This window comes from Streptomyces sp. NPDC005435, assembly GCF_040703155.1.
Classification (GTDB): Bacteria; Actinomycetota; Actinomycetes; order Streptomycetales; family Streptomycetaceae; genus Streptomyces.
On sequence record NZ_JBEXEQ010000022.1, the window covers coordinates 18,338 to 39,776 of the forward strand.

At 71.7% G+C, this 21,439-nt stretch carries 20 protein-coding genes; 10 read left to right on the top strand and 10 right to left on the bottom strand.

Going from position 1 to position 21,439, the window contains the following annotated elements; translation table 11 throughout:
- The first annotated feature begins 50 nt into the window (after positions 1-50).
- From AB0898_RS25495 to AB0898_RS25505, 3 genes are all read left to right on the top strand, one after another.
- Entirely contained in the window at positions 51-530 is a 480-nt protein-coding gene (locus tag AB0898_RS25495) for an NUDIX domain-containing protein (RefSeq protein ID WP_366805300.1), read from the top strand.
- A 55-nt stretch (positions 531-585) separates the two neighbouring features.
- Entirely contained in the window at positions 586-1,398 is an 813-nt protein-coding gene (locus AB0898_RS25500) for a 3-hydroxybutyrate dehydrogenase (protein WP_366805301.1), read from the top strand.
- Positions 1,399-1,504: 106 nt separating this feature from the next.
- A complete protein-coding gene (locus AB0898_RS25505; RefSeq protein WP_366805302.1) occupies positions 1,505-3,457 on the top strand; it encodes a GAF domain-containing protein in 1,953 nt (650 codons plus the stop codon).
- Positions 3,458-3,508: 51 nt separating this feature from the next.
- Here the strand turns inward: AB0898_RS25505 and AB0898_RS25510 are convergent, their stop codons facing one another.
- The 5 genes from AB0898_RS25510 to AB0898_RS25530 all read right to left on the bottom strand — a co-directional run bounded on the left by AB0898_RS25510 (position 3,509) and on the right by AB0898_RS25530 (position 7,985).
- Entirely contained in the window at positions 3,509-4,885 is a 1,377-nt protein-coding gene (locus AB0898_RS25510) for an MFS transporter (RefSeq protein ID WP_366805303.1), read from the bottom strand.
- Between the two features lie 130 nt (positions 4,886-5,015).
- On the bottom strand, positions 5,016-5,423 hold the full coding sequence (locus tag AB0898_RS25515) for an FKBP-type peptidyl-prolyl cis-trans isomerase (RefSeq protein WP_366805304.1): 408 nt from the start codon (positions 5,421-5,423) through the stop codon (positions 5,016-5,018).
- 144 nt (positions 5,424-5,567) lie between these two features.
- Positions 5,568-6,353 (bottom strand): hypothetical protein, encoded by a 786-nt coding sequence (locus AB0898_RS25520; protein WP_366805305.1) that lies wholly within the window; start codon positions 6,351-6,353, stop codon positions 5,568-5,570.
- A gap of 236 nt (positions 6,354-6,589) precedes the next feature.
- A complete protein-coding gene (locus AB0898_RS25525) occupies positions 6,590-6,895 on the bottom strand; it encodes a DUF4235 domain-containing protein (protein ID WP_366805306.1) in 306 nt (101 codons plus the stop codon).
- 46 nt (positions 6,896-6,941) lie between these two features.
- Positions 6,942-7,985, bottom strand: coding sequence for a glutathione S-transferase C-terminal domain-containing protein (locus AB0898_RS25530; RefSeq protein WP_366805307.1), 1,044 nt, complete (start codon positions 7,983-7,985; stop codon positions 6,942-6,944).
- Between the two features lie 108 nt (positions 7,986-8,093).
- On the opposite strand from AB0898_RS25530, the gene AB0898_RS25535 reads away from it, so the two are divergent.
- Complete coding sequence (locus AB0898_RS25535; RefSeq protein WP_366805308.1) at positions 8,094-8,672, top strand: TspO/MBR family protein; 579 nt, start codon at positions 8,094-8,096, stop codon at positions 8,670-8,672.
- Between the two features lie 17 nt (positions 8,673-8,689).
- On the opposite strand, the gene gcvH is transcribed toward AB0898_RS25535, so the two are convergent.
- Positions 8,690-9,073 (bottom strand): glycine cleavage system protein GcvH, encoded by a 384-nt coding sequence (gene gcvH, locus AB0898_RS25540; RefSeq protein WP_366805309.1) that lies wholly within the window; start codon positions 9,071-9,073, stop codon positions 8,690-8,692.
- A 245-nt stretch (positions 9,074-9,318) separates the two neighbouring features.
- Here gcvH and AB0898_RS25545 point away from each other — a divergent pair, with 245 nt between their 5' ends.
- Together AB0898_RS25545 and AB0898_RS25550 are read left to right on the top strand one after the other, a co-directional pair.
- Positions 9,319-10,320 (top strand): mechanosensitive ion channel family protein, encoded by a 1,002-nt coding sequence (locus AB0898_RS25545; protein WP_366805310.1) that lies wholly within the window; start codon positions 9,319-9,321, stop codon positions 10,318-10,320.
- 142 nt (positions 10,321-10,462) lie between these two features.
- A complete protein-coding gene (locus tag AB0898_RS25550; protein ID WP_366805311.1) occupies positions 10,463-11,122 on the top strand; it encodes a dienelactone hydrolase family protein in 660 nt (219 codons plus the stop codon).
- 45 nt (positions 11,123-11,167) lie between these two features.
- Here the strand turns inward: AB0898_RS25550 and polX are convergent, their stop codons facing one another.
- Complete coding sequence (polX, locus tag AB0898_RS25555; protein WP_366805312.1) at positions 11,168-12,967, bottom strand: DNA polymerase/3'-5' exonuclease PolX; 1,800 nt, start codon at positions 12,965-12,967, stop codon at positions 11,168-11,170.
- A gap of 111 nt (positions 12,968-13,078) precedes the next feature.
- Here polX and AB0898_RS25560 point away from each other — a divergent pair, with 111 nt between their 5' ends.
- On the top strand, positions 13,079-13,291 hold the full coding sequence (locus AB0898_RS25560; protein WP_366805313.1) for a hypothetical protein: 213 nt from the start codon (positions 13,079-13,081) through the stop codon (positions 13,289-13,291).
- An 11-nt stretch (positions 13,292-13,302) separates the two neighbouring features.
- Here the strand turns inward: AB0898_RS25560 and dnaK are convergent, their stop codons facing one another.
- The 3 genes from dnaK to AB0898_RS25575 all read right to left on the bottom strand — a co-directional run bounded on the left by dnaK (position 13,303) and on the right by AB0898_RS25575 (position 16,465).
- Positions 13,303-15,186 (bottom strand): molecular chaperone DnaK, encoded by a 1,884-nt coding sequence (dnaK, locus tag AB0898_RS25565; protein ID WP_366805314.1) that lies wholly within the window; start codon positions 15,184-15,186, stop codon positions 13,303-13,305.
- A gap of 72 nt (positions 15,187-15,258) precedes the next feature.
- Positions 15,259-15,681 (bottom strand): hypothetical protein, encoded by a 423-nt coding sequence (locus AB0898_RS25570; protein WP_366805316.1) that lies wholly within the window; start codon positions 15,679-15,681, stop codon positions 15,259-15,261.
- A 49-nt stretch (positions 15,682-15,730) separates the two neighbouring features.
- The gene (locus tag AB0898_RS25575; protein ID WP_366805317.1) at positions 15,731-16,465 is read right to left on the bottom strand and encodes an MgtC/SapB family protein; all 735 of its coding nucleotides are present in this window, start codon (positions 16,463-16,465) and stop codon (positions 15,731-15,733) included.
- 180 nt (positions 16,466-16,645) lie between these two features.
- Here AB0898_RS25575 and AB0898_RS25580 point away from each other — a divergent pair, with 180 nt between their 5' ends.
- From AB0898_RS25580 to AB0898_RS25590, 3 genes are all read left to right on the top strand, one after another.
- Positions 16,646-17,110, top strand: coding sequence for a MarR family transcriptional regulator (locus tag AB0898_RS25580; protein ID WP_366805318.1), 465 nt, complete (start codon positions 16,646-16,648; stop codon positions 17,108-17,110).
- On the top strand, positions 17,103-18,515 hold the full coding sequence (locus AB0898_RS25585; protein ID WP_407078405.1) for an MFS transporter: 1,413 nt from the start codon (positions 17,103-17,105) through the stop codon (positions 18,513-18,515). Before AB0898_RS25580 ends, AB0898_RS25585 begins: the two co-directional genes overlap by 8 nt.
- Positions 18,516-18,799: 284 nt before the next feature.
- Entirely contained in the window at positions 18,800-21,430 is a 2,631-nt protein-coding gene (locus AB0898_RS25590; protein ID WP_366805319.1) for a Pls/PosA family non-ribosomal peptide synthetase, read from the top strand.
- Positions 21,431-21,439: the final 9 nt, after the last annotated feature.

Below are 21,439 nucleotides of genomic sequence, written 5' to 3' on the forward strand. Positions count from 1 at the left end.
CGCCCCCGCGATCGGTACGCGGGGGACGTACGGAGCCATAGGGTCGGCCCATGGCTACACCTGAATTCATCCGCACGCTCCGGGCCTCGGCGGGCCATCAGCTGCTCTGGCTCCCCGGAGTCACCGCGATCGTCTTCGACGACGCGGGCCGGGTGCTGCTCGGCCGCCGCTCCGACACCGGCCAGTGGTCGGTGATCGGCGGCATCCCGGAGCCGGGCGAGCAGCCCGCGGCCTGCGCCGTACGGGAGGTCCACGAGGAGACGGCGGTGCACTGCGCCGTCGAGCGGGTCGTCCTCGTCCAGGCGCTGGAGCCGGTCACCTACGGCAACGGTGACGTCTGCCAGTACATGGACATCACCTTCCGCTGCCGGGCGACCGGAGGCGAGGCGCGGGTCAACGACGACGAGTCGCTGGAGGTCGGCTGGTACGCGGTGGACGCGCTGCCCGACCTGAACGACTTCGCGCTGTTCCGGATCAAGCAGGCCATGTCCGATGCACCCACATGGTTCGACCCTATGACCAGCGGCTGAAGTATGGGTCATCACCACATGTGGTGAGCCATGGCTTCCACTTAGGGTTCGGCACATGACCTCGCCCAGTCCGCAGCCCGGCCCCCGCCCCTCCTCCGTCCCCCTGGACCTCGGCGGCCGCGTCGCCCTCGTCACCGGGGCGGCCGGCGGGATCGGCCGGGCCTGCGCACTGCGGCTCGCGGCCGCCGGCGCCGAGGTCCGGGCCGTGGACCGGGACGCGAGGGGCCTGGCCGAACTGGCCGAGCGGGCCGGAGACCTCGCGGGCGGGGGCGCGGTCGTCCCGTACGTCCTCGACCTCACCGACCTCGACGCCGCCGAACGGGCCGCCGCGGGCACCGACGTCCTGGTCAACAACGCCGGGCTCCAACTGGTGCGCCCGCTGGAGGACTTCCCGCCCGACGTCTTCCACACCGTGCTGACCGTCATGCTGGAGGCGCCCTTCCGGCTCATCCGGGGTGCGCTGCCCCACATGTACGCGCAGGGCTGGGGCCGCATCGTCAATGTGTCCTCCGTCCATGGGCTGCGCGCCTCGGCCTTCAAGTCCGCCTATGTGGCCGCCAAACACGGTCTCGAAGGACTGTCCAAGACGGCCGCCCTGGAAGGCGCCCCCCACGGTGTGACGTCGAACTGTGTGAACCCCGCCTATGTGCGCACCCCACTGGTCGAAAAGCAGATCGCCGACCAGGCCCGGGCCCACGGCATCCCCGAGGAACGCGTGCTCTCCGAGATCCTCCTCAAGGACAGCGCCCTCCAGCGGCTCATCGAACCGGAGGAGGTCGCCGAGGCCGTGGCCTATCTGTGCGCCCCGCAGTCCTCCTTCATCACCGGCTCCTCCCTGGTGATGGACGGCGGATGGACGGCCCACTGAACGGCCCCCGGCCTAACGGTCCACGGCCGAACGGCCTCGCGGCGGCCGGCGGCGGAGTTATCCACAGGGCTGACGCGCCCGGCGGCCGATGGGCGATGCTGTGACCATGTCTCGCGATCAAGCCCACCTGGCCGCGGGCCCCGGCACCGGGACCGTCGCGGCACCGCCACCACCAGGTACGGAGATTCCGTATCTTGAACTCCTCGCCCGGGGCGCCTCCCCGGAGATGTACGAACGCCCGGTGCTTCTCGCCCGCGCCGAGGGACTGCCCGCCGAGCGGATCGCCGCGCTGGAGCACGCCAAGCTCCTCGCGCTGCGCGTCCGCGCGGAGCTGGAAGGGCGCCGACGCCGCGAGGCCGAACTCTCCGCGCTCTTCGAGACCGCCCACGATCTGGCCGGACTCCGGGACGTGGACGCCGTCCTGCGGGCCATCGTGCAGCGCGCCCGCTCCCTGCTCGGCACCGACACCGCCTACCTCAGCCTCAACGACCCCGAGCGCGGCGACACCTACCTCCAGGTCACCGAGGGCTGCGTCTCCGCCCGCTTCCAGCAGCTCCGCCTCGGCATGGGCGAAGGGCTCGGCGGACTCGTCGCCCAGACCGCCCGGCCGTACGTCACCGAGGACTACTTCCAGGACGCCCGCTTCCGGCACACCCTCACCATCGACGCCGCGGTGCGCGACGAGGGACTGGTCGCCATCCTCGGCGTACCGCTCATGCTCGGCCCGCACGTCATCGGCGTCCTGTACGCCGCCGACCGGCGTGCCCGGGTCTTCGAACGCGAACAGAGCGCCCTGCTGGGCTCGTTCGCCGCCCTCGCCGCGGCCGCCATCGACACCACCAACCTGCTCACCGAGACCCGTACGGCCCTGGCCGGGCTCGAACGCGCCAACGAGATCATCCGCGACCGCAGTTCCGTCATCGAGCGCGCCTCCGAGGTGCACGACCGTCTCGCCGAACTCGTCCTGCGCGGCGGGGGAGTCGCCGACGTGGCCGCCGCCGTCTCCGAAGTCCTCGGCGCCACCGTCGAGTTCACCGAGACCGGCGCGGCACCCGCCGAGGCCCTGGAGGCATCGCGCGCGGAGGGCCACGGGGTACGGCACGGCAGCGACTGGGTCGCCGCCCTCGTCGCGGGCGGCGAGTTGCTCGGCGCCCTGGTCCTGCGCGGGCACCCGGACCTCGACCCGGTCGACCAGCTCACCCTGGAACGCGCCGCCATGGTCACCTCACTGCTCCTGCTCGCCCGCCGTACCGCCGCCGAGGCCGAACGCCGGGTGCGCGGCGAGCTGTTGGACGACCTGCTGGACGCCCGCGACCGCGACCCACGCCTGCTGCGCGAACGCGCCGCACGGCTCCACGCCGACCTGGACGCCACCCATGTCGTCCTCGCGGCCCGGCTCGACGCGCCCACGGCCGACGCCGACGAGGAGGCCGCCGCCCGCCGGCGCCTGTGGTCCGCCGCCGCCCACCTCGCCGCCACCCGGCACGGCCTGGCCGCCGCCCGCGACGGCGGGACCGTCCTGCTGCTCCCGCTGGCCGACGGCGACGGTGCCACCGAGCTGGCCCGCCGCACGGCCCGCGATCTCGGCACCGCCGTCCGGCAGCCGGTCACCGTCGGCGCCTCCGCGCCCGTCACCGGCCTCGCCGAACGGCCCGACGAGGTGGCCGCCGCCTACGCCGAGGGCCGCCGCTGCCTCGACGCGCTGCACTTCCTCGGACGCGGCGGAGACGGCGCGGCGGCCGAGGACTTCGGCTTCCTCGGCCTGCTGCTCGCCGCCGACCGGGACATCGGCGGCTTCGTCGAGCGCACCATCGGCCCGCTCGTGGACTACGACGAACGGCGCGGCACGGATCTGCTGCGCACCCTGGACGCCTACTTCGCCTGTGGCATGAGCCCGGCCCGGACCAAGGACACCCTCCATGTACATGTGAACACCGTCGCCCAGCGGCTGGAGCGGGTGGGCCGGCTCCTGGGCGCCGACTGGCAGACACCGTCCCGCGCCCTGGAGATCCAACTCGCCCTGCGGCTGCACGGGCTGGCGGGACCGGGACGGCACTGACCGGCCCCGCGCGGGGCCGGTCGGTGGAGGCCGGCCGAGGTCATGTACGGCTCACGCCGTCCGCGCCTCGGCGGCCGCACTCGCGGCGCTCTGATCCCCGCCCCGCTCCGTCACCTGGGCGAGGTCACGGTGCCGGGTCTCGCGGGCCACACCCACGGCGATCAGCGTCAGGACGGCGGCCGCGATCACGTACAGCGCGATCGGCGTGGAGCTGTCGTACTCCTCGAGCAGCGCGGTGGCGATCAGCGGGGCCGGCGCACCGGCCGCAACGGAGGCGAACTGGGCACCGATGGAGGCACCGGAGTAGCGCATCCGGGTCGCGAACATCTCGGCGAAGAAGGCGGCCTGGGGCGCGTACATGGCTCCGTGCAGCACCAGTCCGACGGTGACGGCCAGGATCAGAGAGCCGAACGACCCCCTGTCGACGAGCCGGAAGAACGGGAACATCCACAGCCCGATGCCCGCCGCGCCGAGGAGGTACACGGGCCGGCGTCCGACCCGGTCGGACAGGGCGCCCCAGGCCGGGATGACGGCGAAGTGCACGGCGGAGGCGATGAGTACGGCGTTGAGCGCGGTCTGCTTCGAGACGCCCGCGGACGTGGTGGCGTAGACGAGGATGAAGGCGGTGATGACGTAGTAGCTGATGTTCTCCGCCATACGGGCGCCCATCGCGACGAGCACGTCCCGCCAGTGATGGCGCAGCACGGAGACGAGTGGAAGCTTCTCCTCCAGGTCGTCCTTCCTGGACTCGGCCTGGGCCAGCGCCTCCTTGAACACGGGCGATTCGTCGACGGAGAGACGGATCCAGAGACCGACCATCACCAGCACACCGGAGAGCAGGAACGGGATGCGCCAGCCCCAGTCGCCGAAGGCGTCGTCCGAGAGGACGCCCGTGAGCAGCGACAGCACACCGGTGGCCAGCAGCTGCCCGGCCGGCGCGCCGGTCTGCGGCCACGAGGCCCAGAAGCCACGCCTGCGCGCGTCCCCGTGCTCGGACACCAGCAGGACGGCACCGCCCCACTCGCCACCGAGGGCGAAGCCCTGCACCAGACGCAGCAGCGTCAGCAGCACCGGCGCGGCGCTTCCGATGGTCGCGTGTGTGGGCAGCAGACCGATGGCGAAGGTCGCACCGCCCATCAGCAGCAGACTCAGCACCAGCAGCTTCTTGCGCCCGAGCCGGTCACCGTAGTGCCCGAACACCAGGGCCCCGAGCGGCCGCGCCGCGAACCCGACCGCGTACGTCAGGAACGACAGCAGTGTTCCGACGAGCGGATCGGAGTCCGGGAAGAACAGCTTGTTGAACACCAGCGCGGCGGCCGAGCCGTACAGGAAGAAGTCGTACCACTCGATGGTGGTCCCGATGAGACTGGCGGCGACGATGCGGGGGAGCTTCGATGGAGCGGGCGGGGCGCTTATGGGTGACGACATCGGCACCACTTCCTGGCGTGTGACGGGGACGGATTGCGTGTCGCCACACGGTAGGAACGCACAGGTCAGGGTCGTATGTGGTGGGACCCCATAGTTCGGCCGGGGAGTGTGCGTGCGGCCCCCATACCGGTTACTGGGCCTTGCTCCACCCGGTGGTGCGGGAATACGCGTCCAGGAGGTCCACCACGAAGATCAGGGTCGAGCCCGGCGGGATCAGCGGCGTGGGCGACTGATCGCCGTAGCCGAGACGCGGGGGAACGATGATCTCGCGCCGGCCGCCGACCCTCATGCCCCGTACTCCCCGGTCCCAGCCCTTGATGACCTTGCCGCTGCCCAGGCCGAACTTGTACGGCTCGCCCCGGTCCCAGGAGGCGTCGAACTCCTTGCCGGACCCGAAGGTCACCCCGACGTAGTGGACCCTGACCACCATGCCCGGCTTCACCTCGGGCCCGTCCCCGACGACCAGGTCCCGGACGGTCAGCTCGGTGGGAGCGTCACCTTCCGGGACATGGACCTCGGGCTTCGTCGGTTCACTCATCGCAGCCTCATCACTCTTCGCCGGCCGCCGTCGCACGGACCGGCCGGACGCGTGGACACTCCACGCGTCAGCTGCTCACGCTACCGAGAACGCGGGACGGGCAGCCCTCGCGACCAGGGCGCGACGACCGCTGCCGCGAGCCCCTCACTGCATCAGACGTTCCCGGTCGCCCATGATCACCGCGGGATGCTGAGCCGGGTCGAGGGTGTGGAGCAGGGTCTTCATCGCGGGCTCGGGGACGGTGACGCAGGCGGACGTGCCGTCGCCGTGGTCGACGTGGAGCCAGATGCCGCCGCCCTTCTCGACGCCTTCGGGGCGGTTCCAGTCGAAGGGAGGGGTGCCCTTGAGGTGGTTGTAGTCGATGGCGATGACGTAGTCGAAGTCGTGGGCGTGGTTCTCGTCGTCCTGGTTGATGGAGGCGGCGAAGGCGTTGTCGTCGTACCAGTACGGCAGCTTGGTGCCCGGGCTTCTGAGCGAGCCTCCGGCGTCGGTGAGGGTGAAGACGCCGACGGGACTGCGTTCGTCGTCCAGCTGATGGTCCGTCGTCCAGCCGAGGCGGCCGTTGTGCGCGGGCCAGCCGGCGGTGCGTTCCCACTTCGTGCCGCGCTTCTCGTACAGCACGGCGAGGCTGTCGGGGGAGTTCCGGCCGTCGCCGTAGACGACCACGAGCTGACGGGTACCGGCCGGGATACGGGCTCCGGTGCGCTCTCCGATGCCGGGAACTCCCGCACGGGAAGCCGGGTGCGCGGAGCCGGCCGCCGCCGGGTTGCCGTTGTGCGCCGGGCCACCGGACTTCGTCCGGGCGTCGGCGCCGCCGCAGCCCGTGGCCGCCGTCAGCAGGGCGCCGCAGGCGAGGGCGGATATGAGGAGCCGCGCACCACGGGGTCGCGCGGGCGGGACGCATGACGGGGCGAAAGTGAGGAGACGCATGATCGTGATCCTCCGGCCGCACGGCGGGGCGCCGCATCCTGACGCGGCATCCGGGCTAAGCCGCGCACGAGGCGCACCCCCGTCCGGCCCCACGCCCATCCCGGCGGCCCGGTCCGGCAGTTGGACGAGCCGGAGCCAAGGCCGGAGCCCAAGCCCAAGTCCAAGCAGAAGCCGGAGCCGACGCCGCCCGTCCATCCGCCGAACCGCACCGCGCCGGCCCACGGCGCCCGCCCGGGTCAGTCCCGGCCGCCCTGGTCCGCGACCGGCCACACCCCGGTCGACCGCTCGATGGCCTTCGCCCCCGTGCGGTCGACCGCGCTGCGCACCACCGCGAAGATCGCGCCCTGGAGTGCCGCCGCGAACAGGATCTCGCCCCAGCCGCGGTCGCGGTCGAGCGCGTCGGGGGCGTCCTCCTCGTGCCGTATCGCCATCCACGCCTTGCGGAACGCCAGCCCGGCCAGCGCACCGCCGGTCCAGCTCAGTACGAAGCCGACCGGCTTGTAGGCCAGCGGCAGTTTGCGTGTGGTCGTGTTCTTCGCCATGGGAGGCTTCTTCCTCGCCAGGCGCTACTCATGCGGGCTGCCCGGTCTACCCGGCCTGCCCGGGCGGGCCGACCCGCTCGCCCGGCGGCACGGGACCCGGCGGTGTGCCGTCGCCGAAGGGGCGGCCGCCCAGTTGCTCGCGGTGGTGCGGGGTCGTCCAGCCCGCGAGGTCCGGGCCGAGGGGCACGATGCCGGTCGGGTTGATGCCGGAGTGGACCTGGTAGTAGTGCCGCTTGATGTGGTCGAAGTCCACCGTGTCGCCGAACCCCGGCGTCTGGAACAGATCCCGCGCGTACGCCCACAGCACCGGGTTCTCCGTCAGCTTCCACAGATTGCACTTGAAGTGCCCGTGGTAGACCGGGTCGAAGCGGACCAGGGTGGTGAACAGCCGGATGTCCGCCTCGGTGATCGTGTCGCCGACCAGGTAGCGCTGCCCGGCGAGCCGCTCGGCCAGCGCGTCCAGCCGCCGGAACACCCCGGCGCACGCCTCCTCGTACTCCTTCTGGTGGGTGGCGAACCCGGCGCGGTACACACCGTTGTTGAGGTCCCGGTAGACGTCCTCCATCACCTCGTCGATCTCGTCGCGCAGCCGCTCCGGGTACAGGTCCGGCGCGCCCGCGCGGTGCAGGGCGGTCCACTCGGTCGCGAGGTCGAGGGTGAGCTGCTGGTAGTCGTTGGTCACCAGCTCCCCGCTGGGCACGTCCACGATCGCGGGGACGCTCACCCCGCCGGGCGCGCCGGGCTCCCGCTTCTCGTACGCCTCGGCCAGGTAGCGGATGCCGAGCACCGGGTCGCGGCCGTCGGGGTCCAGGGTGAAGCGCCAGCTCCGGTCGTCCTGGACCGGGTCCGTCACCCCCATCGGCAGCGCCTCTTCGAGGCCGAGCAGCCGGCGGGAGATCACCGCCCGGCTCGCCCACGGGCAGGCGCGCGAGACCACCAGCCGGTAGCGGCCGGACTCCACCGGCCAGCCGTCGCGGCCGTCCGTGGTGATCCGGTCCGTGAAGTGGCTGCGGGACCGCTTGAACGGCTTGTGGCCGTACGCCCGGTTGCCCTGGTCCTTGTCGCCGCCCCGCTCTTCCTTGTCACCCATGTCGCCTCCTCGGCCGCGTGCCCCGTCGGTCGCGTACCCCGGTCGACGGGTTCCCCGTTGCCGGCGGAAGATCCGTTCGCGTGGGCCGCACCGGGAAAGAGGGTACGGATGAGCTTTGTGAGAACCACCCGGGAGAATCCGCCCCCGGCCGCCACCCGCCGGTGGACCACCCGCCGGTGGACCACCCGCCGGTGGACCACACACCGGTCGACCACGCGCCGGTGGACCGCCTGCGCCGCCGTCGCGGTCGCCGCGACCGCCGTGGCCGGTGCCCGCGCGGTCGACGCCGACAGCACCTGGTACCGGTTACTGGACAAGCCCGCGTGGCAGCCGCCCGGCTGGGCGTTCGCCGTGGTCTGGACGCCGTTGTACGCGTCGGTCGCCTGGGCCGGCGGCAGGGGGCTCGCCCGGGCGCGCGGCCGGGAACGGGTACGCCTCGCCGCCGCCCTGGGAGCGGATCTCGCGCTGAACGCGGCCTGGAGCCGGCTCTGCTTCCGGCAGAGGAACCTGCGGGCCGGGCTCGCCGGCACGATCCTGCTGGACCTCGCCAACGCGCACCTCCTGCGGCGGACGGCCGCCACCGACCGCGCGGCGGCCGTCGCCCTGGTGCCGTACACGGCCTGGTGTCTGTTCGCCACCGCCCTGAACGCCGAACTCCTGCGGCGCGACGCGCGGAACGGGGCGTAGGCCGGGCCCGGCACGGCTCATTCCTCGATGAGGGCCTTGTACCCGGCGGCGTCGAGCAGCTTGTCGTACTCGGCCATGTCCGACGGCTGGAGCTTGACGAGCCAGGTGTCGTAGGGCTCCTCGTTGATCAGCTCCGGGGCCTCGGACAGCTCCTCGTTCACCGCGACCACCTTGCCGCCCAGCGGCACGTAGAGCTCCGTCGCGGCCTTGACCGACTCGACCACACCGGCGGGGTGGCCGGCCTGGAGGGCACGCCCGATCTCCGGGCACTCCACGAAGACGATGTCGCCGAGAGCCTTCTGCGCGTGGTCGGTGATTCCGATGGTCACCGTGCCGTCCGCTTCCTTGCGCGCCCACTCGTGTGAATCGGAGTACCGCAGCTCGGACGGGATGTCGGACATGTTCGCTCCAGGGGTGTCGTGGCCGGTCGGCCGGCTCATCATGCCCGAGATGATCACGGAATCGGCCGAGGCGTCCCGGTATGGCGGACGACGTGTCAACAGGGGCTGACGGGTGGCTGACGGGTGGGGGAGGCGGCGCCCGTCGGCGGGCCCGGGAACCCGCTCCGAGCCGGTCGATCATGCATCGCGTGATCCGGGGTAGGGGCGGCACCCGAACGTGAAAGTCGTCAGCAAACGGAGTAATCGTGCCGACACCGCACCCGGCCTCGCACCCCGAGGCAGCCACCGCCGTCCAGCTCGCCGCGTGGCCCGACTGGCTGGAGCAGCACACCACGGCGCTGGTCGAAGTGCCGTTGCGCATCGCGCTCATCGTCCTCGTCCTCGGGGTGATCCGCTGGGTTGCCCAGCGGTCCATCACCCGTGTCGTGCAACGCGTCCTGGAGCCCGGCGGGGCGGAGGGCGAGCCGCGCCGCCCGCGCTCCGGGCGAGGGGCGGCCGTGCTGCTGCGGGACCGCTCCCGCGCCTCGCAGCGGCGTGAGCAGCGGGCGCGGACGATCGGCTCGGTGCTCGGCAGCGTGGTCACGATCGTGCTGGCCCTGCTCGGCACCGCCATGATCCTCGACCAGGTCGGGATAGCCCTCGGCCCGCTGCTGGCCAGCGCCGGTGTGGTGGGCCTGGCCATCGGCTTCGGCGCGCAGAGCCTGGTCGCCGACTATCTCTCCGGGCTCCTCATCATGTTCGAGGACCAGTACGGGGTGGGGGACACCGTCGATCTCGGCGAGGCCGTGGGCGAGGTCGAGCACGTGGGCCTGCGCCTGACGCACGTGCGCGATCTGAACGGCGGCCTGTGGCACATCCGCAACGGCGAGGTCCTGCGGGTCCGCAACGACAGCCAGGACTGGGCCCGCGCCGTCCTGGACGTCGCCGTCGCCTACGACTCCCACCTCGACACCGTCTACCAGGTCCTGGAGGAGACCGGCCGCGCGCTGCGCCAGGACCCCGCCTTCGCCGACCTCCTCCTGGAGGACCCCAGCGTGTGGGGCGTGCAGTCCCTGGACGCGGACGGCGTCGTCGTCCGCCTCGCGGTCAAGACCGTCCCGCTCCAGCAGTGGGGCGTCACCCGCGAGCTGCGCCGCCGCGTGAAGGAGGCGCTCGACGCCGCGGGCGTCGACATTCCCTTCCCCCAGCGCACGATCTGGCTGCGCAACGAGGACACGGCCCCCGAATTCGCCGGGCGCGCGGGCTGATCCGGGCGGCCCGGCTGGTCCGGGGGCGTGCGGCCGGCCCCTCGCGCCGTGTGCAGACGCCCGCCGTACGGGTACGCGGGAGGCGCCGCACGAAGCCGCACGAAGCCGCACGAAGGGGCCGTCCGGCAGGCCCCGGAGGGAGATGGTCGCGGTGATCTCCGAGATGGTGCTGATTCCCGCCGAGGGCGCCGCGCTGGAGGGCGATCTCGGGCTGCCCGACGGGGCGCGGGCGGTGGTGCTGTTCGCGCACGGCAGCGGGAGTTCCCGGCACAGCCCGCGCAACCGCATGGTCGCCGGCGAGCTGCGGAACGCCGGGCTCGGCACGCTGCTGATGGACCTCCTCAGCGAACGCGAGGAACTGGACGACGCGGTCACCGGCGAGCACCGCTTCGACATCCCGCTGCTCGGGCGCCGGCTCGTCGCCGCCGTCGACTGGCTGGCGGAACCGGAGAGCACGAGGGACCTGCCGGTGGCGCTCTTCGGCGCGAGCACGGGGGCCGCCGCCGCGCTGGTGGCCGCGGCCGAGCGGCCGGTGCGGGTCTACGCCGTGGTCTGCCGGGGCGGCCGTCCCGACCTGGCCGGGGACGCACTGGAGCAGGTGCGCGCCCCGGTCCTGCTGCTGGTCGGCGGCGACGACCCCGAGGTGCTGCGGCTCAACGAGGAGGCGGCGGCACGGCTGCGGGTCCCGCACGAGCTGCGCGTCGTACCCGGCGCGACCCACCTCTTCGAGGAACCGGGCGCCCTGGAGGAGGTCGCGCGGCTGGCGGGGGAGTGGTGCGAGGAGCGGTTGCCGGCAAGGTGACCCTCAGGAGGCACGCCGGGACCGTGAGGAGGCACGCCGGGATCCTCAGGAAGCCCGCCGGGCTCCGGACCGCCGCCCCTTGCCCGCCTTCCGCCCCTCGCGCCCCTCACGCCCCTTGCGCAGAAAGCGCCGCAACCGCGTCTCCGGCCATGTGTTGATCACATCGTCCTTGGCCAGCCACCCCCGCTGCGCCGTCCCCACCCCGTACCGGGTGTTGGCCAGATGGAGCACCGCGTGCGCGTCGCTGTCGACGGCGAACTTCACGCCGTGGCGGCGGGCGCGCAGGATGTCCTCGTCGCGCAGGTCGAGCCGGTCGGGATGGGAGTTGATCTCCAGGGCGGTGCCGGTGCGGGCGCAGGCGGCGAAGATCTCGTCCAGGTCGGCGTCGAGCGGCTGCCGCTTGCCGATGAGGCGGGTGGTGGGGTGGCCGATGATGGTGACGTACGGGTTCTCGCAGGCCCGGACGATGCGCCGGGTCAGCGCCCTGCGGCTCTGGTCGAAGTGCGAGTGCACCGAGGCCACGCACAGGTCGAAGCCCGCGAGGAACTCCTTCGGCCAGTCCACGTCGCCCTCCGGGCCGATGTTCAGCTCGACACCGTGCAGCAGCCGCAACCCGCCCCGCCCGCCCCGCTTCCCGTAGGTGCCGTCGAGCTCGCGCACCCGCTCGCGCTGGGCCAGCATCCGTTCCTCGGTCATGCGCTGCATGTACAGGTCGGGCCCGTGGTCGGTGATCGCGAGATACGCGTAGCCGCGCGCCGCGGCCGCCTCCGCCATCTCCTCAAGGGGCGCGAGTCCGTCGGTCAGATCGGTGTGGACGTGCAGATCGCCCCGCAGGTCCGACTCCCGTACCAGATCGGGCAGTTCGCCGCGCAGCCCGGCCTCGATCTCGCCCCGGTCCTCGCGCAGCGGCGGCGCGATCCACGGCAGCCCGAGCCGGGCGTACACCTCCTCCTCGGTCTCGGAGACGATCTTCTCCCCGCTCTCGGCGTCGAACAGGCCGTACTCGGACAGCTTCAGCCCCTGGTGCACGGCCAGCTCCCGGGTGCGGATGTTGTGCGCCTTCGAACCGGTGAAGTACTGCAGTGCCGCGCCCCAGGAATCCGGGGGCACGACCCGCAGGTCCACGGCGAGTCCCCGGTCGGTGCGGACCGAGGTCTTCGACGGGCCGTGCGCGATCACCTCGGTGACGAAGGGGAGTTGGGTGAACGCCTTCATCAGCGGCCCGGACTTCTCGGCCGCGACGAGGATGTCGATGTCGCCGATCGTCTCCCGCATCCGGCGCAGCGACCCCGCGCAGGTGCGGCGGCGGCAGCCGGGCACACGGGAGAGCGCGGCGACGATCTCGTCCGCGAGGTCCATGGCGACGTCGATCAGCACGCGGCCGCCGGATGACTTGAGGAGTTCGACGCCGTGGAGGATCTTCTCCTCGGTCTTCGGACCGAACCCCTTCAGCTCGCGCGGCTTCTCGGCGTGGATCGCGTCGACCAGTTCCCCGACCGAGGAGATGCCCAGCTCCTCGTAGAGCGCCATCGCCTTCTTGGGGCCGAGCGTGGGGATGGCCGTCAGCCGGCGGACACCGTCCGGGATCTTCGCGCGCAGCTCGTCGACCGCCGCCACGCTTCCGGTGCGGAAGTATTCGCCGATCTTCTCCGCGATCGACCTGCCCACCCCGGGGATCTCCCGCAGCCCCTTGGCGTCGAGCGTGGACACGTCCGCGTGGTAGCCGCCTACGGCGCGGGCGGCCTTCTCGTAGACACGCGCCTTGTACGCCTCGCCGCCGGTGATCGAGATCAGGTCGGCGTACTCCTGGAACAGTGCCGCCACTTCGTCATTGGGCCGGGCCATGGTGGCCGAGTAGGCAGGAACGCGGCGTTCATTCCTGTCCCCGGGCCGACAGCGGCACGGAAAGTCGACTTATGGTGGTCGTACGGGACTCCGAACGGTCGCGAGGCGCCCATGCGAGTCGAACTGATCCCCCAGGCCGCGAACGTTCTCTTCGGCGTGCCCGAGGAGACGCACGCGGAGATCGTCATGCTCATCGACGCGGTCACCAAGGACGCGGAGACCGAGCCCCCGGCCCTGGCCGCCGCGTTCGGCGAGTGGTGCTGGCTCGTCTACACCGTCCACGGGGACGTGATCGAGGTGCTGGACGTGGGCTGCGCCCGCTGAGCCGGAACCCGTCAGCCCGTCTCCCGCCTGTCGTCGTCGACGATCTCGGCGTCCACCACGTCGTCGTCCGTGGAACCGGTGGCGGAACCCGCGCCGGACGGCGGCGCCTGGCCCTCAGCGCTCCCCGTACCCCCCGTGCCTTCCGCCCGCGAGGTGTCGTACAGCGCGGCGCCGAGCTTCTGCGCCGACTCGCTCGCCCGCTCCAGGGCCGACCGGATCGCCGTCGTGTCGTCGCCCTTGAGCTGCTCCTTCAGCTCCGCGATCGCGGTCTCCGTCTCGTGGCGCGCGTCCGCCGGGATCTTCTCGGGGTTGTCCCTGATCAGCTTCTCGGTGGAGTAGACGAGCTGTTCGGCCTGGTTGCGGGTCTCGGCGGCCTCGCGGCGGCGGTGGTCCTCCTCCGCGTACTGCTCGGCCTCGCGGACCATGCGGTCGATGTCGTTCCTGGCCAGCGCCGAGCCGCCGGTGACGGTCATCTTCTGTTCCCTGCCGGTGCCGAGGTCCTTGGCGGAGACGTGCATGATCCCGTTGGCGTCGATGTCGAAGGCCACCTCGATCTGCGGCACCGAACGCGGGGCGGGCGGCAGCCCGGTCAGCTCGAACATGCCGAGCTTCTTGTTGTACGCCGCGATCTCCCGCTCGCCCTGGAAGACCTGAACGCTCACCGAGGGCTGGTTGTCCTCGGCGGTGGTGAAGATCTCCGAACGGCGCGTCGGGATCGTGGTGTTGCGCTCGATGAGCTTGGTCATGATGCCGCCCTTGGTCTCGATGCCCAGGGACAGCGGGGTCACGTCGAGCAGCAGGATGTCCTTGACCTCGCCCTTGAGAACACCGGCCTGGAGACTGGCGCCGACCGCCACGACCTCGTCGGGGTTGACGCCCTTGTGCGGGTCCTTGCCGGTCAGCTCGCGCACCAGCTCCGTCACCGCCGGCATCCGGGTCGAACCGCCGACCAGGATCACATGGTCGATGTCGGCCAGCTTGATCCCGGCGTCCTTGACCGCGTTGTGGAACGGCCCCTTGCAGCGCTCCAGGAGATCCTCCGTCAGCTGCTGGAACTGGGCGCGGGTCAGCTTCTCCTCCAGATGCACCGGCCCGTCGGCGGAGGCGCTGATGTACGGCAGCGCGATGTTCGTCTCGGTCGCGCTGGACAGCTCGATCTTGGCCTTCTCGGCGGCCTCGCGCAGCCGCTGCACGGCCATCTTGTCCTTGGCGAGGTCGATCCCGTGATGGTTCTTGAAGGTGGTCACCAGGTGGTCGACGATCCGCTGGTCCCAGTCGTCACCGCCCAGATGCGTGTCGCCGTTGGTGGCCTTGACCTCGATGACGCCCTCGCCGATCTCCAGGAGCGACACGTCGAAGGTGCCGCCGCCGAGGTCGAAGACCAGGACCGTCTGGTCGTCCTCCTTGTCCAGGCCGTACGCCAGCGCCGCCGCCGTCGGCTCGTTCACGATGCGCAGGACGTTCAGGCCGGCGATCTCCCCGGCCTCCTTGGTCGCCTGGCGCTGCGCGTCGTCGAAGTAGGCCGGGACGGTGATCACGGCGTCGGTGACGTCCTCGCCGAGATACGCCTCCGCGTCGCGCTTCAGCTTCTGCAGCACGCGTGCGGAGATCTCCTGGGCGGTGTACCGCCTGCCGTCGATGTCCCCCTGGTCGGGGAACCGCCAGCCGTGGTCGCCGACATGCCGCTTGACGGAGCGCGCGGTGCGCTCGACGTTCGTCACGGCCTGCCGCTTGGCGACCTCGCCGACCAGGACCTCGCCGCTCTTGGCGAAGGCCACGACCGACGGGGTGGTCCGCGCCCCTTCCGTGTTGGTGACGACGGTGGGTTCCCCGCCTTCGAGGACCGAGACCACCGAGTTCGTCGTACCGAGGTCGATGCCGACCGGACGCGCCATCTGGGCTCACCCTCCTCGCCTGTGCCCCGGCGACCGGGTTGCCGGGAAACCCGGAACAAAACCTGCGGACCCTCAAGTCAGCGCGGCTCTGGGCGGGCCCTCCCCGGGGACGGGGAGCGGCTGCCGGTACCGCGTGGACGTGTCGAGCCCCGGCGCGCTCCGGCCGAGCGACCGTGCCGTACTCCGGGCCTCCGCCGGGGTCCGCGCGGACACGGCGAGGAGGCGGTAGGGCGCGGGCGGCCGGAGTTCGACGCACACGACGGGCCTGCCGGGCCGTACGACGGTGAAGTCCGTCCCCGCCTGGTGGGCGCGGGTGCCGGTCCGCCGGGTGCCCCGCCGGGGGACTCCCCGCAGGGCACGCCACCAGTCGGGCTCGGCGGTCACCCGTCGTACGGCCGCCAGCGGCACGCGCACACCGGCGCGCCGGGCCGCCGCCCGTTCCCGCAGCGACAGGCGTACGACCAGCTCGTCACCGTCGACCGACATCCGTGCCATGGCCCTCCCATTCTCCGCCGGGAGGCGGCCGGACGCCGGTCGGGGGCGGTCAGTCGTCGTCGTCCGTGGACGCGTTGAGCGCGACGTCGATCACCCCGGGGTTCTGGAACAGCTCCGAGGTCAGCTCGCCGGTGTCGCCCGTCCCCTCCAGTTCGAGCAGGACGTGGGCGGCGGGATCGGTCTGTCCGGGCAGCCGCTCGACCTTGACCTGGACGATGCGGAACCCGCGCTGGGTGCACTCCTCCATCAGCTGGGGCAGCAGCGCGGTGCCGGTGCGGTAGGTCATGTGCAGCTCGTAGGCGGAGGGCGTCGAGCTGGGCATCAGCCCGGCGGCCAGGCGCGGGTAGCCGCGCACGACGAGGAGGTGCAAGGCGGTGACCGCGAGGGCGAGGATCGGCAGACCGCCGCCGCAGGCCATGCCGACCGCGCAGGTGAGCCAGACCGTGGCGGCCGTGGTCAGACCGCGCACCGCGTCACGGCGCACGAAGATGATGCCGCCGCCGATGAAGCCGATCCCGGACACGATCTGCGCCGCCACCCGCGAGGGGTCGAACGAGACGTGGTCCAGGCCCAGCACGTCGGTGAAGCCGTACTGGGAGACCTGCATCATCAGGGCGCTGGCGATGCCGACCAGGGTGTGCGTGCGCAGCCCCGCGCTCTTCTGCTTTGCCGCCCGCTCCCAGCCGATGAAACTCGACAGCACCAGCGCGAGTCCCAGCTCCGCCAGCTGCCGCAGACCCTGCCCGTTGCTCACGTCCCACAGCGGGACGGCCAGTTGGCTCATGTGCACCTCCACTCCGGCCCCTACGCCTACCCAGCCGGAGAGCCATGCCGCCCGTGACTGAAAAGAAGCGTTCCGTCACGGATGGTAACCCTTGTGGGGCCTTGATGATCTCGTTCCACAGGTGAAGCTGTACAGTCGAGCCTGTAGAGATTACGGTGGGCCGCATGAGTGAGAAGCCGCATGAGTGAGCACCCGAGCCCCAGCCCGGCCCCGGGGCTGCCGCCCTCCGCGATCCAGGCCTCGCGCGACGTCCGGACCGTCATCAGCCGTCTGCGCCGCCGCATCCTGAAGGCGTCCGAGGTCGACGACCTCACCCTGGGCCAGGCGTCCGTCCTGGCCCGCCTCTCCGACCGGGGCGGTGTCACGGCGAGCGAGCTGGCCGCCGACGAGGGCGTACGGCACCAGTCGATGACCGCGACCGTCGCCGCGCTCGCCGCGATGGGCCTGCTGGAGCGCCACCCCGACCCGGACGACGGGCGCCGTCTGCTCATCGTGCTGACGGCGGAGGGCAGGCGCCGCGTGGAGGAGGGCCGGCAGGCCCGTACGGAATGGCTCGCCGGGCGGCTGCTGGAGAAGTGCACCGAGGACGAGCGGCAGACCGTGATCGCCGCCATGGCCGTACTGGAGCGGCTGACCCGTGACTGACGCGAAGACGGACGCGATACCCGGGACGGACCGGCCCGGCTTCGACCGGCGGCTGCTGCCGCCGATGATGCTGGGCTCCGTCCTGAACCCGATCAACTCGACGATCATCTCCGTCGCGCTCGTCCCCATCGGCACGGCGCTGGGCGCGCCCGTCTCCCAGACCGCCTGGCTCGTCTCCGCGCTCTACCTGGCCACCTCGCTCGGCCAGCCCGTCGTGGGGCGGCTCATCGACCTGTTCGGGCCGCGCAGACTGTTCCTGATCAGCACGAGCCTCGTCGGCGTCGCCGGTGTCGTCGGCACCCTCGCGCCCAACCTCGGGGTACTGATCGTCGCGCGCGTCCTGCTCGGCTTCGGCACCTGCGCGGGCTACCCCGCCGCGATGGCCCTGCTGCGCAGCGAGGCCCGGCGCACCGGACGGGACAGCCCCGGCGGGGTGCTGACCGCGCTCGCGGTCGCCAACCAGACCATCGCCGTCATAGGTCCGCTGCTCGGCGGCCTCCTGATCGCGGCCGGCGGCTGGCGCGCCACCTTCGCGCTGAACGTCCCGCTGGCCGTCGCGGCCGTACTGCTCGGCCTGTGGCGGCTGCCCAGGACCGTCCCGGCGCCGGGCGAGCCCCGGCCCGCGGCCGCCCGGCTCGACCTGCCCGGCATGGCCCTGTTCGCCGCGACGCTCACCTCGCTGCTGCTCTTCCTGATGAACCTGCACCCGCGCGACTGGTACCTGCTGCTGATCGCCGCCGCCGCGGGCACCGCGTTCGCGCTGCGGGAGCTGCGCGCCACCGACCCCTTCATCGACCTGCGGGTCCTCGGCGGCAACACCCCGCTGATCGCGACGTACGGCCGCGCGCTCGTCGCCTACGTCGTCTCCTACGCCTTCCTCTACGGCTTCAGCCAGTGGACCGAGGAGGGCTACGGGCTGAGCCCCTTCCACGCCGGGCTGGCGCAGATCCCCATGTTCCTCATGGCCATCGGGGTCTCGATCCTCTCCGGGCGCCGCAAGGGCGTGCGCGCCAAGCTGCTGACCGGCGCGGTGGGGCAGATCGTCGCCTGCCTGCTGATCCTCACGCTGTCGGGGAAGAGCCCGTTCTGGACGCTGCCGCTGGTCGCCCTGGTCTTCGGCGTCCCACAGGGGCTGAACAACCTGGCCCTGCAGAACTCCGTCTACTTCCAGGCCGACCCCGACCGCATCGCCTCCTCGGCCGGACTGCTGCGCACCTTCGCCTACCTCGGCTCGATGGTCGCCTCCTCCGCGACCGCCGCGTCCTTCGGCCGCCACGCCGACACCGCCGGGATGCACCACCTCGCCTGGGTCATGCTCGGCGCCGGTGTGCTCTACCTGCTGCTGACGGTGTCCGACCGCACGCTGGGCCGCGCTACGGCGGCCGACGCGCAGCCGGCGAAATGACCCTGCCGGTGACTCTCCGTACGGAATGACTCCCGTACGAAACGACTCCCCGCACGGAAGGGACGCGGTCACCCGAAGCAGCCGGCCGGGCACCCCCTGTCCGCCCCTCGCCGGGCTCCGCCGTTCAGGTGATCCCTGGAGTGCCGCTCACACGCGTGCACCCAGGGATCACGGGCTTGCCAGGCGTATTCCCGTTCCCGGGGTGATCGACTCGGAGTGGCAGCCTCGCGGTCGCGGGCCGAAACTGAAGCGGCCAGCGATCCAGACATCTTCGAGGAGATCAAATGGTGGAGCAGTCCTCGGAGGTCCACTCGGAGATTGATATAGAGGGACCGGAAGGCGGCGCCGTCATCAGGCGCGAGAGCCCCGGTCCGGCAAGGGCGGACACCGAAACTCCGGCGGGATCGGACACCGAAACACGCCTCGCGGAAGTGCTGGCCGGTGTCGTGGGAGCGGAGAACATCCCCCCCGACGGCAATTTCTTCGACGACCTCGGTGCCAATTCCCTGGTCATGGCGCAATTCTGCGCGCGGGTCCGCAAACGCGGAGACCTGCCCTCCCCGTCCATGAAGGACGTCTACCAGCACCCCACGCTCCGCGCCCTGGCGGCGGCCCTCGACCGGTCCGCGGAACCCCTGGCGGACGCCCCGGCCGCCGTCGCGCCGCTGCTGCGGACGCCGCCGCCGGAGCCGGTGGCCCGGGCGAGCCGGGCCTCCCACGTCCTGTGCGGAACTTTTCAGACGCTGTGTTTCCTCGGCTATTCACTGGTCGCCGGATTCGGCACCGCCGCCGGATACGAATGGGTCGCCGGCGGCAGGGGGCTGTGGGACATCTATCTGCGGTCGCTGCTGTTCGGCGGGGCCGGATTCCTGGTCCTGTGCGCCATACCGCTCGTCGCCAAATGGGTGCTGATCGGCCGCTGGAAATCCACTGAATTCCCCGTGTGGGGTTTCGCGTACCTGCGCTTCTGGATCGTCAAATCGCTGCTCCACGCCAACCCGATGCTTCTCTTCGTCGGAAATCCGCTGTACGTGCTGTATCTGCGGGCGCTCGGCGCGCGGATCGGCAGGGGCGTCACGATCCTCACCCACTCCATGCCGGTGTGCACCGACCTGCTGACGATCGGCTCGGGCACCGTCGTCCGCAAGGACACCTTCCTGCTCGGCTACCGGGCGTACGCGGGACGCATCCAGACCGGCCGCATCACCCTCGGCCGCGACGTGTACATCGGCGAGAAGACCGTGCTGGACATCGACACGTCGATGGGCGACGGCGCGCAGCTCGGCCACTCCTCGTCCCTGCACCGGGGCCAGGCCGTCCCCGACGGCGAGCACCGGCACGGATCGCCCGCGCAGCCCACCGAGGTCGACTATGTGCGGGTCGCCCCGGCCTCGTGCGGCGCCCTGCGCCGGACCTGGTTCGGCTGCGCCTCCCTGGTCCAGTTGATCCTGCTGTACATCCCGCTCGGGGTGGGCGGGATGTACATGCTGTTCACCGAGGTGCCGGCGATCCGCAAGCGTCTGGAGCCCGCGGCCGCGCTGACGCTGTCCGAGCTGGCGTGGGACTCGCTGCTCCTCTCCCTGATCCTCTTCGCCGGCTTCGTGGTCCTGGGCCTCGCCGTGCTGTGCGTGCTCCCGCGCCTGCTGAGCCTGGTCGTCCGGCCGGACCGGGTGTACCCGCTCTACGGCTTCCGGTACGCGGTGCACCGGGCGACCGCCCGCATGACCAACGTCAAGTTCTTCGCCTGGCTCTTCGGCGACAGCTCGTACATCGTGAACTACCTGCGCGGGATCGGCTACGACCTCTCGCACGTCGAGCAGACGGGCTCGAACTTCGGCACCGAGATGCAGCACGAGAGCCCGCTGCTCGTCACCGTGGGCAGCGGCACGATGGTGGCCGACGGGCTCTCCGTCATCAACGCCGACTACTCCGCGACCTCGTTCCGCCTCTCGCGGGCGACGATCGGCGCGCACAACTTCCTCGGCAACAACATCGCCTACCCCACCGGCGGCCGGACCGGCGAGAACTGCCTGCTGGCCACCAAGGTGATGGTGCCCCTGGACGGCGAGGTCCGTGAAGGCGTCGGCCTCCTCGGCTCCCCGTGCTTCGAGATCCCCCGGACCGTGGAGCGCGACGCGCGGTTCGACCACCTCAGGGGCGGCGAGGCGCTGCGCCAGGGGCTCGCCGCGAAGAACCGCTACAACCTGCGCTCGATGGCCCTGATGCTGTTCGTGCGCTGGCTGCACGTCCTCGCGCTCACCTTCCTGGCGCTGGCCACCGTGAACCTCTACGGCGTGGTCGGGCACGTCGTGATCGCCGTGTACATGGCGATCACGCTGCTGCTGTCCACCGCCTACTACATCGTGGTGGAACGCTGCCTGCTGTCCTTCCGCAGGCTGCGCCCCCAGCTGTGCTCCATCTACGACCGCACCTTCTGGAAGCAGGAGCGGCTGTGGAAGATCCCGGACCGGCATCTGAACATCTTCAACGGCACCCCCTACAAGCCCCTGATCTGGCGGCTGATGGGCGTCCGCATCGGCCGCATGGTCTTCGACGACGGCAGCTTCATCACCGAGCGCACGCTCACCGCCATCGGCGACGGCGCCACCCTGAACGCCGGATGCAAGATCCAGTGCCACTCGCAGGAGGACGGCACCTTCAAGTCCGCCGTCACCAGGATCGGCGCCGACTGCACGCTGGGCGTCGCCGCCCACGTGCACTACGGCGTGAAGGTGGGCGAAGGCGCCGTCCTCGCGCCCGACTCCTTCCTCATGAAGGGCGAGGAGGTCCCCCCGCACGCGCGCTGGGGCGGCAACCCCGCCGCCGACCTGCCGGAGATCGCGGTGCCCCCCGCCGCACCCGGCCGCAGCACACCCCCGTCCCTGGACAACGCCGCCGCAACGACCGTGAGTTGAGGGAGCATT